Here is a 13,473-nt window from a genome sequence, read left to right as displayed (position 1 = left end):
TGGTCGTCACGATCCCCGGTTTGGCTAACCGGCGATGGTCGGCTATGTTGCGCCTTCTCCCTGCGGTGGCCGCCGGCGCCATTCGGCACTCCCGTAAGACCCCCGAGCCCCCCGCCAGTTACCAACAGCTCGCCATCGCATCGCCGCCGAAGGCTCCGGACGAAGACCCCTCTAACTGAGGCGCGAGGTGGGCTCCTGGATCGGGCCTCGGGTGAGGCGGGGAGTAGCGAAGAGGCTGGCCCGCATCTGGGGATGCGCAGTCGCCGGTCTACTGGCGCCCCGGCTAGGGCCTGGGTCTCGTGACCCTTTGCTGACCTGGTGTTTTCGGGGGGCGTTGTACGTTGACATGGTCCTGGAAAACATTCCAGTCCCTTTGGGCGCTTTCTCGTCTGCTGCGACTTTTCGAGATAGGTGACATCGGATCGAGCTGACTGGCACCAGCGGCACGCGCCGACGGCGATGGATGGTCTCCGACTCTTGCGACCAGCGGAAACGTCCCGCCTCTGGTGACAACTGGGCTAAAAACTTGCAGCAGGTGTCAACAAAATCGACCTTCTGATGTCAAGCGGCGCGACAACTTCGCCGCCAAAGACCAGGTCAGCCCGCGACCCTGGTGCCACCTATCTCGAAAAGTCGCATCTGCCGTGGGCGAATCCCCGCCGAGCGCCATGCATCCGGCAGTACTGCCGGTACCGCAGCTTCTGTGCGACCTCACGGTCAAGGACCACAGCAGTTTGTATGCCACTCAGGCTGGGGGCGTCCCAGTCCTGTTGAAGGAGCAGCGATCCAGCGGTGCAATTCAAGACACAACATGCTCATGCCAGAATCTTCACCTTGGTGACGGGGAGGTGGTCTGGTGTCCTACCGGGCGCATGCGGTCGATCTGATCGACTCGTCGTGGGGCATGCACACCCTCAACGAGATGCTCGTCGAAATACCGGAGCCTTCCTCGCCCTGATCGGCGCCGCCTCCACCCTGACCAGCATCGGGGATGTGGCCGGTCCGGCCCCGGGTTCAGGGGAACGGAACGCGGCGGGATGTGGCGATCACTGTGGCCACGGCGGCGGCGACGATACCGGCCGGGGTCTGGGGGTCGAACGTGACGTGGTAGCCAGGGACCTTAGCCGTGCCGGTGACGGCGAGCTTCCATCCCTCGCCGGTCGTGCCGGGACGGCCGTCGGGGAACCAGCCGAGATAGAAGCGGCCGTCACGCGAGTTGACGTGGACATCACCCCGGTCATCGACGACGAGCTTGAAGTCGACATCGGTGAACTGGTCCAGGACCAGGGTGGGCTGGCCGGCGCCGAGCCGCCAGTGACGCAGCCGCAGAGCCTCCACGGTGGTGGAGAAACCGGGCCGGGCCAGATCGGTGCTCACGGGCTATCCCCTCTGCGACTTGCTGTTTTTCGGAACAGGTCGACTTTGACATGTCTCCGCAACGCATCTCCAGTCCGATCCGGGCATTGCCGTCTGCCGTCGGCGAACTACCTGCGACACGCCGCCCGCCTGGCTGGTTCCCGCGAGCTTGAGCGCAAGGACAACCTGTCATGGCGGACAGTCCGCAAGGCCATGGACTCGGCTTGGCCCGAGCCCCGGAAGAGGATCCCCCAGGGGGCTACCGCCTGGACCCGTACAAGCCGGTGGTCGACGGGCACGGGCCGTACGCATCGTCAGACGCGTACGGCCCCCTGCCCTCGGCCCGGCGCGGGCCCGCGGTCAGTGCCGTCCGGCCGCCGTGCGGCGGCGCATCACGAACAGCACGCCTGCGCCGGCAGCGATCAACGCGGCGGCCGACCCTGCGATCAGACTGGTGTCGCTGCCGCCTCCGGTCTCGGCGAGTCCGGTCCCCGCAACGGGCGCGGACGCGGACGTCGAAGGGGCCGGGGAAGTCGAGACCACCGACGCGGCGGCAGCCGGAGAGGTCGGCGTCACGGTGGTGGTCGGCGACGCCGAGGAGGCCTGGCCGGTCGTCGGGGTGCCAGACGGGTGGGAGGCGGCCGGCACGCACGGGGTGTCCGGGGAGATCGGCAGGTCCGTCAGCCGCTCGTCGACGAGGCTGCCCGCCGTCACCGAGACGTTCCACTGGTAGCCCTGGAGCCACGGCACCAAGATCGTCGTGCTCACGCCTTCCGCCGTGGCGTGGTCGATGTGCCCGCTGCCGACGTTCTCGCCGTCGGCACCGCTCGCCATCCGAATCCGCACGGTGATGTCCGCGGGCGTGCCGGAGGGGTCCTTGTCCGTGACCGTGATGGCGGCCCGGGCCTCGCCCGTGCTGGTGTCGCACGTCGCCTTCGCGGTGAAGTCGCCGATGCTGCAGGCATAGGCGTCACCGGAGGCCAGGAGCACGGCAGTTGTTGCGGCCACGGCGGCAGCGGTGACGGCACGCTTGGATATCACGAGTCCCTCCCCAGGGAACGTTCCACGAGGGGTGCCCGGCTCGGGCCCCCGCTCGCCGCGGGCGCACACCCGCGGAAGGCTCCGAGGGGCCCGGGGGCCCGGTCGGAGCGGCTCATCATTCCACGCCGGCGATCTGTCAACGCACCGGCCCCGGCCGTGGAAGCCGTGTCCGCCGGTCCCCATCGCCGCCACCGGCCAGCCTTCGCCGCGGACGAGTACCGTCAAAACTCATCCACATCGCTGGCCCGGACAGCCGCCGACCGCCTCCCGTTCTCACGTAACCCAGTCGCCGTTTCATCGAACGCAATCGAGAGGGACAACTTCCTGAGCCGGGACACGTTAGTTGGAACCTGGTCGCGATTCTTGGCACCACTCGGCCTAATGAGGTTACGGTGGGTGGCTTCCAGCACGGCTCGCCCAGGGCCGCTCCGGCCTCGGCGGCGCGCTCGTACATTTCGGTCCAGTGGCCCCAGGACACCCAGTTGTCGGAGAACCAGTGCATGGCTTCGGCGACCTCGGTGACCCTGGTGTGCGCCCGGAGGACGAACCGGTGTGGACGGCGCTGCGGCACGCGCTCGAACCGCCGGTCCGCGAGCAGGCCAAGGATCTGGGCGCCGCCCTGCAGACCGCCCAGGTGGTCGTGCAGTCACCCTCCACCCGCGCGCGCCTTCACGAGCGGAACCGGCGCTGGCGGGAACTGCTCCTGCCCGAGGTGACCCGCCGCATCACGTCGGCCACCACCGGCCGTCCCGACCCCGCGGCCTCCGCCCTGATCGCCAGCGCTCTGAGCTGTCTGGACGCCGCCGTCGAAGCCTGGGTCCAGGAGGACGTCCGTCTCCCGCTGCCCGGGCTCCTCGACGAGGCCATGACCGCCGTCCACCCGCTGACGTCGGCCGGCGACCCGGTCGCGGTGCGCGGAGCCGAAGCCTGACGGCTGGCGGGGCGGGAGGTGTTTCGTGAGCGCGGTCGGTGGCATGTTCGTCGGCCGACGTGATCGTCGGACTGTCGATCCCCGTCGAGGGGTATGTCTGGGAAGGCCCGTCCACGCCCGTCCTGAGCCGCTGGAGCGAGCTTCCCCGGGAGTGGACCGAGCCGCCGGCACCGTGGGAGGGGGACCAATGGCGCGCGACGACAGGGCGGGTCCGCACCTGCCCGGTGTGGAGAACCGGCTCGACGGACGGGCAGGCACCGTCGTACAGACGGGTGTGATCCGCGGCGACGTGCACATCCATGCCGAGCGCACCGCCGCTCCGGTACCCCGACAACTCCCCATGGGGACACGGCGCTTCACCGGCCGGACGGCGGAGTCGGCATGGCTTGACGCCGTCGTGGCGGACGCTTCCCCACTGCCCGCCCTGGCCGTGGTGTCGGGCACTGCGGGCGTGGGCAAGACGGCGCTCGTCGTCGCCTGGGCCCACCGGGTGGTCGACGCGTTCCCCGACGGCCAGTTGTACGTCGATCTGCGCGGATACGGTCCTGAACAACCGGTGCCGGCCCACGCCGCGTTGGCCGGGTTCCTCCGGGCGCTGGACGAGACGGGATCCGAGAGCGACACGACGCTCGAGGACCGTGCGGCGCGCTACCGGACCGCCGTCAGCGGTCGCCGGCTGCTGATCGTGCTGGACAACGCGGCGTCCGAGGAGCAGGTGCGCCCCCTGCTGCCGGGGGCGTCCTCCTCGGTCGTGGTCGTCACCAGCCGCCAGCCACTGACGGGTCTGGCGGTGCAGTACGCGGCGAAACTCCTCTCCGTGGGCAGGCTGCCGGCCCACGACGCGGTCGAGTTGCTGGAGAAGAGCCTGGGCGAGCGGGTCTCCCGGGAGCGCGAGGCCGCGGCGTCGCTGGCGCGCCGCTGCACGGGCCTTCCCCTGGCCCTGCGGATCGCGGCGGAGCACGCCGCCGACCGGCCGACGCTCCCACTGACCGCGCTCGCCGCGGAACTCGACGACGAACGGACCCGGCTGGACGTGCTCGACTCCGGCGACGACCCACGCTCCGCCGTGCGGACGGTCTTCTCCTGGTCCTATCACCGGCTGGGGGACGCGGACAGTGGGCTCTTCCGCGCGCTGGGACTCCATCCCGGGTACGGCGTCGACGCGTACGCCGCGGCGGCCCTCATGGGCATCGGCACAGACACCGGCCACGGCGCGGGCACCGGCCACCGGACGGCCGTAGCCCTGCTCATGCGGCTGGCGCGGGCCCAGATGATCGCGGAGTCCGCCCCCGGCCGTTTCGACATCCATGACCTGCTGCGCGTCTACGCCCGCGAACTCGGCGAGGCCCTCGACGACGACACCGCCCGGCAGGCCTCGCTGTGCCGTCTGTTCGACTACTACCTGCACACCGCCGACCGAGCCGACCGCGTCCTGAACAGGCATCGGTACCGGATGCCACTCGACGGCGTGCCCTCACCGGGACCCCGGATCGACGACTACGGCGACGCGTTGAGCTGGCTCGACGAGGAGCGGCGCAACCTGGTGGCTCTGTGCCGCCTGGACCGACCGGAGTTGGACGGACGGCGCTGGCAGCTGGCCTATGTTCTGCGCGGCTACTTCTTCCTGACGAAGCGCTGGGACGACTGGATCGAGACGCACTCGCTCGCCCTGGCCGCCTGCCGGCGTTCCGGAGACCGGGGCGCGGAGGCCACCACCCACAACAACCTCGGACGAGCGATGCTGGAGAGGGGTCGGCACGACGAGGCGGCCGAGCACTACGCGTGCGCCCTGCGGCTCTACGAGGAAGTGGGGGACCGGCACGGGCTCAGCGACATGCTGGCCAACCGGGCCGTCATGCTTCGGGGGCAGGGGAAGTACGCGGAAGCCCTGCGGGACAACCACCGGGCGCTGGACTTCTACCGGCAGGAGGCGGACGCCCGGAAGATCGCCATCACCTTGCGGGCCATCGCACTCAACGAGTTGGGACTGGGCCGCTTCGCCGACGCCGTGCGCCATGTCGAGGAGGCGCTGGACGGCTTCCTCGATCTGGACCTCCACCAGGAGGCGGCCAAGGGTTTCAGCACTTTGGGTCTCGTCCTGCACCGGGCGGGCGAGGACGACCGGGCTCAGGAGGCATACCTACGGGCACTCGACGTCGCCCGACGCTGCGGCAGCACCTACGAGGAGGCCCGGGCGCTGCACCGACTCGGTGCCGTGGCCGCCGCCCGCCACGACACCGAGGCGGCACGCTGTCACTGGACGCAGGCCCTGGCCCTGTACCAAGGGCTCGGGACCGCGAAGGCCGACAGGGTCGCGGCGGACCTGGCGACGCTGGACCGGTAAGGGGGACGGTTCACTCGTCGGACTCGTCGTCGCCGTCCTCGATCCGGCCGTGGATCCACTGGTGCAGCGCCTCGGCGATCCGCACGGCGTCGGGGTCGACGGCTCCCGGGGACATCGCGAGTTCGACCAGTCCGTCATGGGCGTCGTCGATCAGCACCTGTGCCGCTTCCAGCTGTCCGTCCAACTGGTCCGCGGCGGCGAGCGCGTGCGCGAGCAGACAGGTCGCCAGCAGCGCCCGCGGATGATCGGGCCCATGGCTCGCCGTCTCCTCCTCCTGCAGCGCTACGGCCCGTTCGAGCGCCTCCGCCAGCAGGTCGACGTGATCCCCCTCCAGCCTGACCCCCTCCGGGCCGGTTCCTGGCGGTAGTTCGCTCGGCACCGGTCGGTTCGCCGCTGTCGCGTCCTGGCCGGCGGAGTGGGACAGCCCATGTCCCAGCACGTTCAGCAGTGTCGCCACGGTGCCGGGATGCCCGGCGCCCTGCACATCGAGCCGTTGCGCGTAGACGGCCACATACGGGTTCCTGCTCCCGGCGACCCCGTTCTGTTCCGATGTCACGACAGACCTTCCTCCGCGATGATCGTGTTCTCCCAGGCGTCGAGGGTGTCCGGGTGGTGTTCTCCCAGAACCGCTCGCCGCCCCTCCCACACCGTGCGGAAGGCGTCGCGTGCCTCGTCCTTCTTCCCCAGCGCCAGAAGGTTCTTCCCGAGGGTGTTCATGATGTCGAGCGCGCCCAGTGCCTCCCAGGACTTCGGCCCCTTGGCCTTCGCGGCGCGCCGCCACAGGACGTGGGCCCCACGGGCGTACCGGACGGCGGTCAGCCGCATCCGTCGGCGTGTCGCGTCGGTGTCGCCGCACCTTCCCACGGCGATGACCAGGTTCCCCAGTACGCGCAGTGTGTCGGCGTCCGTCGGTCCCGTCCCGTCGCGCAGCGCCCGGTAGACCTCGGTGTGCAGCAGGCGCGACGCCTCGTGCTGGCCGAGGGCGCCGAGGGTGTTCGCCAGGTTGTCCTGAGCGGTGAGGGTCTCCCGTGCCGCGGGCCCGAGCAGGGCCCGCATCCGGGGTACGACGTCCTCCTGGAGACTGCGCGCCGCCGAGAACTGCCCGTACCGGAAGTGGGCCGAGGCGAGATGGAGCCGGACGACGAGCCGGGTGTACTCGTCGCACTCCGGTGCTTCCTCGCAGGCCTCGGCCAGCGGGGCGTAGAGCCGCAACGAGGCTTCTCCGTCGCCCAGTTGTTCGTACGCCCGACCGGCCTCGTCGAGCAGATACCTCTCGTCGGCGCCGATACTCCACTGGTCCGTGCCCGCCAGCAGTCCCGTCACCGCTCGTACGTGCGGCAGACTGCGCGCGACCGCACGGTGGGTGAACGAGTGCCGCGTGGCACTGAGGGCCTGCGTCAGCGCGACCACGGCCGCGTCGCGGAGCTTTCGCCGTGTCGGCGGTGGATTCAGCACACGGGTCGCGCGGGCGACCAGCGGGTGCACCGCGCAGGCACGGGAGTCCGGTGTGTCGTCCGGACCGTCCGTCAGTTCCGTCAGATCCGTCGATTCCGTCAGTTCTGCCAGTCCGTGGCGCACCGCGTGTGCGAGGCCGTCCGCCACGCGCGCCGGTCCGCCGGGAGCGCCGGACCCGGCGATGATCTCGTCGAGCAGCGTAAGCGGCACCGGTTCGGCCGCCAGGACACCGACGGCGGACAGCACGTCGCGGCCCGCGTCGGTGAGCCCCCGGAAACTGCGCAGCATGGTCGCCGCGAACGGCCGCGCGTACCCGGCGGGGAGTTCCGCCCTCAGGTACTGGACGAGCTCCAGCAGGTCGTCCTCCGGATCCGGCGTCGCGAGCTGTCGGTACAGCTCGGCGTATCCCTCGAAGTCGTCCTGGGTCGTCAGCCCCGCCGCCAGGGTCAGGCCGAGGGGGTGGCCGTGCAGGAGTTCGGTCAGGAGCCTCGCGGCCCTCGTCTCCGCACGTGCCGCCGGCGGACGGTGACCGGTCAGCAAGGACAGTCCGTCGTGCGGATCGAGGCCGCCGAGCACGATCTCCGCCGACACCCCCTTCGTGAACCGTCCGCGGGTGGTCAGCAGCGTCCTGCCGTTCCCGGTCGGCGCGCACAACTCGGGGAGCAGTTCCGCGTCGAAGCCGGAGGGGATGTCGTCCACGATCCACAGATACGGCTGCGCGAGGTTCTTCAACCTGGTTCGCAGCGCCCCGGGGAGACGGTCCGACCCCAGTTCGTCGGCGGTCAGCTCGAGCTTGAGCCCGATGGCACGAAGCCCTTCCGTGAACTGGGCGCGCACCGCGTCCGGCGAGGCCCGGACGCGCCGGTCGCTGCCGGAGAGCCGGACGAGGAACACACCGCCAGAGTGGTCCAGGGCGAACAGCCGGGCGTACTGGGCGCACAGCGCGGTCTTGCCCTGCCCGCCCACACCGCTCACCGACACCACGGGATGTCCCATGTTCCGGGCCTTGTCCATGGCCCGCAGCCCCTCGTGGATCTCCCACAGTTCGGCGTGCCGGCCGTGGAAGTGCCGACCGCCCGGCAGATGTTCGGGGAACCAGTCGGGGGACGACGGCAGGGGAGCGTCGCCGAAGGTGCGGTCGTCCTCGGCCGCCAGCGCGCGCACCCGCTCGGCGATGCCGACGGCCAGCTCCCGGGCGCTCCTGCCCTGGCGCGGGGTGCGGTACCGGCTGAGCTCGCTGGGCCGGATGTCGTCCGGCCGCACCCCGGACGTCACAGCCATGACCCGGTCCGTGCGCCCCAGCCGGAAGGCGCAGTCCAGCGCGAGGTGCACTTCCTGCCGGCAGTGCGGGCTGCGCGGAAAACCCGGGCTGACCAACGGGAGCAGCGTGCGCGACGAGAGGAGCGCTGCCCGGATCTCGGGGGCCATCTCGTCCCAGTCGTCCATGCTCGGTTCGTCCTGGAAGACGTTCAGACCGACCTCGGTCAGCGCCTGGTGAAGCTCGTCGGCCAACTGCTTGGAGTCGTCCCAGGCGTAACAGATGAAGATGTCGTACGGCGGTTCGCCGGCGTCCGGCGACGAGATGGTCATGGCGCGGGCCGGGGCGGGTCGGTGAACCGGATCGAGCCGCCGACGGACAGGGACAGCACCTCGGCGGCGGTCGCGACCGCGGTGGCGAACTCGGCGTAGTCGCCGGGGTGGACGTCATGGGCCAGATGGTCCGGCAGCGGGCTCGCGTCGTGCCGTTCGAGGACGAAGCACAGCCCGGTCGACGCGCTCCCGCTGATCGATTGGACGGTTAGTACGCCGGCGAGGACGCGGGCCACCCAGGCGGTGCTGCGGGGGAGTCCGATGGCGTCCACCAGCGCGGCCGCCGTCACGGCGTGGAGCAGTCCGCGCCGGTTCTCGGTCCCGGACGTGTCGATCCACCAGTTCTGGCCGTGGATCTCGAAGTAGCCCGGGGGCCTGGTGCGTTCGTCGTCCCAGGACCGGGCGCAGACCTGGGTGACGGCGTCGATGAACTCGTCCGGGTCGAGGCCGCTGACGGTTCGCCCGACCGCTTCCAGCTCGGCGCGCCGCAGCAGTTGCGCGTCGACGTCCGCACCCTTGAGGACCGGGTCGAGCGGATCAGACATGGCCGCTCCCCAGCGCGTCGAAGCTCACGAACGATTCGGTGGCGAGCAGATGGCCGATCACCGCCGTGGCGGCGTCACGAACCGGCTCGAACGGTGCGAGGTCGCTGCTCAGCCGGGGGCCGAGCCGCCTGCCCAGGTACTCGACCATGAGCGCCACGGTGACGTCCTCGGCCAGCACCAGCCACCAGGCGGTGCCCGCGGTGAACAGGAGTGCGGCGCGGCGGCGGCCGGTCTCCTCCACGGTGATCGTGAGGGCGTTGACCTGTCTGTCGTCCCTGACCCAGGCCGGGACGAACCGGTCGGGCTCCACGTCGGCCAGCACGAACAGCGGCCCGAGGGCGCCGAGCGGCTCCAGCCAGCGCCGCGTCCAAGCGGTGTCGACCAGACAGCTCGCGCTCACACAGGCGGCGAGCGGGCCGCGGCCACCCCATCGCTCGGCCAGTTCGGGCAGCGCGTCCGGCTCCGGCACGAGCGCGTGTCCGACGACCTTGTCCGGATCTGTGCCGTCCTCTGTGTCGTTTTCTGTGTGGTCGACGACAGCGCGTACGGCGACCAGAGGCTCGCCCGAGGGCTCCGGCAGGGTGTCGTCCGGCCACCGGTAGAGAGCCGCGAGCCGCCGGACCGGTCGGGCGTCCACGATCAGCGCCGGCCGGTCGCCGTGCACGGCCCGCCGCGCGAGTACGTCCACCAGGTCGGCCGGCGTCCGTTCCAGCAGCCGCGCCCGGTGCCGGTCTCCCGCGGCGAGGTCGTGCCGTACCTGTTGGAGCACCGAACTGGCCACGGCGGCGTCGTCCTGCCGTTGTTCGTCGCTCATCGGGACGCGCAGCCCGATGTCGCCGTGGACCGCCTCGACCGAGCTGATCAGTGCCTCGGAGCTCTCCCGATGGCCGTTCAGGTCCAGCGTGCGGGCCCCCGTCGCGCCGATCAGGGACCGCAGATGTTCGTACGCCGCTTCCTCCCAGGCGTCCCACGTGGCATCGTGGACGCTTGCCGTCGACTCGTACAGGTCGCCGTCGGGCCCGTCGGTGGCCAGCGCGGCCGGGCCGAAGCGCTCGGCAAGCATGCGATCGGCGGCCTCGGCCGCGGCGGCGAGCGCGGCCGGGCCCTGGCGGACGAACCATCTCCAGCGGCTGTCGGGCCGGTCCGCGTCGGGCACGTCGGCAAGGCGGAACGCTTCGAGACCGACCTCGTCGACGGTGTCGAGGACCGGGGTCTGCATGCACAGCCGCGCCAGGGCGCTCACCGCCAGTTGCTTGCGACCGGGCCCCGGAATCTCCTGGACCAGCCGCGTGGCCGTGTCGTACAGCCCCACGTAGTCCGGATAGGCGGCGAGCACGCCGTCCAGCACGCCGTGCCGGGCGGCGGCGAGCCGCACACTCGCGAACGTGGCCAGCGATTCATGGGTGGTGCGGCAGGCGTCCAGCAGGTGGACGAAGGCCTGGCCCGCGGCTGCGGGGAGGCGTGCGTAGACGTGTAACGCGCTGCCCCAGGCGGTGACGTCGTTCAGCGTCGCGTGATGCACCTCGTGCAAGTAGACCACGTGGTCGGTGGACTGCTCGACGCCCTGGAGCCGCAGGGTGTAAGCGTGCGGGGTGTAGCGGCCGGTGCTGCCCAGCCCCTCGAAGCACAGCCGGGCCAGATGGTCAGTCATCGTGGTCCGCCTTCCGACGGTCGAGGTGGGCGCGGACACGGTCACGCGGCTCGTCGTAGTGCCCCGGCCGACGAACGGACAGAGCATCGTAGATCGAGAGCGACTCGTCCCACAGTTGCCTCGCCTCCGCCCCTTTTCGCTCGTTCTCGGTGAAGAGAAGACCGAGATTGAACAGCGTGCCCGCCAACTGTGATCGGTAGGCGTCCGGTCGGGCGGCGGCCAACGCGCGGCGCAGGGCGAGGGTTTCGCGACCGAGCCGTTCGGCCTCTTCGGGGTGGCCCGTCAGATGGGTGACGATCGACAGGTTGTCTAGGACGTCCGCGTACAGCGACCGGAATCGCGTCGGCCGCTCCGCGTGCAGGGGCTCGACGAGCTGGCGGGCCTCGGTCGCGGCCGCGAGGGCCGCCGGCATCGCGCGGACCCGGCGGAGCCGGATCGACTGGTTGTGCAGGGCTGTTGCCAGCGCCGCGCCGTGCCGGTCCCCGCCCGGCAGAGCGCGGTACTGGGTAACGGCCGTCTCACCGACCGCGACAGCCTCGTCCCTGGACGACGGATCGAGGTCGAGCGCCAGTGCCAACGCGGCGTGCGCCTCGGCCAGTTCGGCGTTGACCGAGCCCGGGCCCGAGCCCGCGGCCACGGACTCCACGTGTGCCGACTCCCTGACCGTCAGCGCGGTCAGGGCTCTTACGGCCGAACGAGCCGCTTCCACGGCGTCCGAGGGACGCTCCCCGAGGTAGGTCAGCCGCACCGAGAGCCGACGGGCCAGCCGGGCCGTGGTGAAGTCACCCGCGTCGGCGTCTCGTGCGCCGAGGGCGCGCTCGGTCGCGTCCACGGCAAACCGGGCCAGGGCGTCGCTGCGCAGTGGCAACGCATCGACTACGGCGGGGAGTTCGCCCTGGGGGGTGCGGCCCAGGGCGCCGGACATGGCCGAGACCAGGAGCCGGGGTTGAGGTACGGAGGGCAGCACCGTCAACGCCAGGGGCAGCAGTCGGCCCGGGGCCGCGGCGAGGAAGTCCTCGACGGGACCACTGATCCGGGGATGACGCTCCAGACACCGGCCCAGGTTCCGCAGGGCCCGCCGTGCCTGCTCGTCGGAGACACCGTCCAGGAGGTCCGCGAGCCGGTAGTCGGAGTCCAGGAACTCCGCCACGAACTCCTGCGCCAACTGCTCCGGTTGCAGCGGATTCAGCGGAGCCGGCCCCGGCAGCACGGTGCGCAGGAGGTCGCGGCAGGAGTCGATGGCATGCACCGGCCCGCCCCGGAACGCCCGCAGGGAGGTCAGCAGGCCATCCGCCTCCGGCTCGGAGGCCGCACCGAACAGCGTCACCGTCGCCATGACCTCCGCCAGGACGCGATCGCTCGACACCGGCAGCCCGAACGCTGTCCCCGCCTTGCGCCAGTACGCCCGCTCCAACCCCAGAATCCGGCGCAGGGGTCGGTCCAACGGCGTGTCGGGGGACAGGACATGGGTGAGAGCGGCGGCCTGCAGTTCGAGCAGGGTGGGTGTCTCCGGCCGATCGGAGGGGAGGGACGGGAGGGGCAGTCCGAGATGCCGGGCGAACGCGCCGCACGCCGTGGCGAAGTCCCCCTCGGCCGGCCGCAGCGGTGCCAGCGACAGCGGCACGATGCTGTCCACGAGGTCCGCGACCGCGTCGTCGGCGTCGTCGCGCAGGTCGTCCAACCAGTCACCGCCGGAGCGCGCCAACAGGAGCAGCCGGGCCGGGGCTTCGGGCGCGACGGCGAGCGAGCGCAGCGCCGCGCGGACCTGTACCGGACGCGCCTCGGCGTCGTCGAGGACGACCAGGCAGGGACTGCCGATCTCTCCCAGCCGATCGAGACACTCCGCCGGAGCGGTCACCGACAGCAGCCCGCCGGGCCGGCCCGACCCGCGCACCTGTGCGGCCAGCCGGAGCCCGAGCCGGGTCTTGCCCGCGCCCAGGGCACCCACGACCAGCTTGACCGGTGGCCCGGCCGGCGCCGAGCACCACTCGGCCAGGAGGTCGAGTTCGCCGCGGTGCCGGAACGGGAGGACCTGGTGCTCGGCGCGGAGCAGAGCGGGCCCGCCGACGTTCTTGGGCGGGGCCGAGTCCATGAGCGTCACCAGGACGAGTTCGGGTACCAGCCGCTCCACCTCACCGATCAGCCGCAGCAGATCGGTGTCGACGGTACGCGGACGCATCCGCAGGGCGATGTTCCGCGTCAGGGGCGCGATGTCGGCGGGCAGCTCTGCCGTCCTGGGCATCTCCGCCCCGTCCAGCAGCACGGGCAGCACCCGCTTGCCCTGCCCCAGCGCGCGGGCGATCTCCCGCCGGACCCAGTCGCCGGGCTCCCGCAGCAGATGCAGGTCCTCGCCCACCCACGGCCGGTCGATGAGGGCGATGAGCAGGTCGCACTCGTCGACCCGCCGGTCGATCTCGGTCGGGAAGTGGACGGCCGGCAGATTGGACCGACCGGCCTGGAACACGTTCTCCGGGCCGAACCGGCGGGAGAGTTCACGATCGACGAGCATCGGCGCGTACGACCGCTCGATGTTGCGGTAACTGAGGAAGATTCCCGGCAT

9 protein-coding genes are annotated in these 13,473 nt (G+C 71.2%); 2 read left to right on the top strand and 7 right to left on the bottom strand.

All coding sequences use genetic code 11. From position 1 onward, the window contains the following. Positions 1-1,014: 1,014 nt before the first annotated feature. Positions 1,015-1,377 carry a DUF317 domain-containing protein gene (locus FCI23_RS14230; protein ID WP_136723972.1) on the bottom strand — a complete coding sequence of 121 codons (363 nt, stop codon included), beginning with the start codon at positions 1,375-1,377 and terminating at the stop codon, positions 1,015-1,017. A gap of 339 nt (positions 1,378-1,716) precedes the next feature. Continuing rightward, positions 1,717-2,397, bottom strand: a complete 681-nt coding sequence (locus FCI23_RS14225; protein WP_136723971.1) for an LAETG motif-containing sortase-dependent surface protein — start codon at positions 2,395-2,397, stop codon at positions 1,717-1,719. A gap of 496 nt (positions 2,398-2,893) precedes the next feature. Here FCI23_RS14225 and FCI23_RS14220 point away from each other — a divergent pair, with 496 nt between their 5' ends. Both FCI23_RS14220 and FCI23_RS14215 read left to right on the top strand, forming a co-directional pair. Beyond that, positions 2,894-3,328, top strand: a complete 435-nt coding sequence (locus tag FCI23_RS14220) for an acyl-CoA-like ligand-binding transcription factor (protein ID WP_136723970.1) — start codon at positions 2,894-2,896, stop codon at positions 3,326-3,328. 187 nt (positions 3,329-3,515) lie between these two features. After that, positions 3,516-5,672, top strand: a complete 2,157-nt coding sequence (locus FCI23_RS14215; RefSeq protein ID WP_169316793.1) for a tetratricopeptide repeat protein — start codon at positions 3,516-3,518, stop codon at positions 5,670-5,672. 10 nt (positions 5,673-5,682) lie between these two features. On the opposite strand, the gene FCI23_RS14210 is transcribed toward FCI23_RS14215, so the two are convergent. From FCI23_RS14210 to FCI23_RS14190, 5 genes are read right to left on the bottom strand one after another with little or no spacing between them, the layout of a single operon-like run. Beyond that, entirely contained in the window at positions 5,683-6,228 is a 546-nt protein-coding gene (locus FCI23_RS14210) for a hypothetical protein (RefSeq protein WP_136723968.1), read from the bottom strand. Continuing rightward, the gene (locus tag FCI23_RS14205; protein WP_136723967.1) at positions 6,225-8,717 is read right to left on the bottom strand and encodes a tetratricopeptide repeat protein; all 2,493 of its coding nucleotides are present in this window, start codon (positions 8,715-8,717) and stop codon (positions 6,225-6,227) included. Before FCI23_RS14205 ends, FCI23_RS14210 begins: the two co-directional genes overlap by 4 nt. Next, positions 8,714-9,262 carry a hypothetical protein gene (locus FCI23_RS14200; protein ID WP_136723965.1) on the bottom strand — a complete coding sequence of 183 codons (549 nt, stop codon included), beginning with the start codon at positions 9,260-9,262 and terminating at the stop codon, positions 8,714-8,716. The genes FCI23_RS14205 and FCI23_RS14200 overlap by 4 nt, the downstream gene beginning before the upstream one ends. Beyond that, positions 9,255-10,913 carry a hypothetical protein gene (locus FCI23_RS14195; RefSeq protein ID WP_136723963.1) on the bottom strand — a complete coding sequence of 553 codons (1,659 nt, stop codon included), beginning with the start codon at positions 10,911-10,913 and terminating at the stop codon, positions 9,255-9,257. Before FCI23_RS14195 ends, FCI23_RS14200 begins: the two co-directional genes overlap by 8 nt. Continuing rightward, on the bottom strand, positions 10,906-13,473 hold the full coding sequence (locus tag FCI23_RS14190) for a TIR domain-containing protein (protein WP_136723961.1): 2,568 nt from the start codon (positions 13,471-13,473) through the stop codon (positions 10,906-10,908). Before FCI23_RS14190 ends, FCI23_RS14195 begins: the two co-directional genes overlap by 8 nt.

This window comes from Actinacidiphila oryziradicis, assembly GCF_005047355.1.
GTDB classification, from domain to species: Bacteria; Actinomycetota; Actinomycetes; order Streptomycetales; family Streptomycetaceae; genus Actinacidiphila; species Actinacidiphila oryziradicis.
The sequence above is the reverse complement of the archived record's forward strand: the minus strand, read 5'-3'. Positions and strand labels throughout refer to the sequence as shown.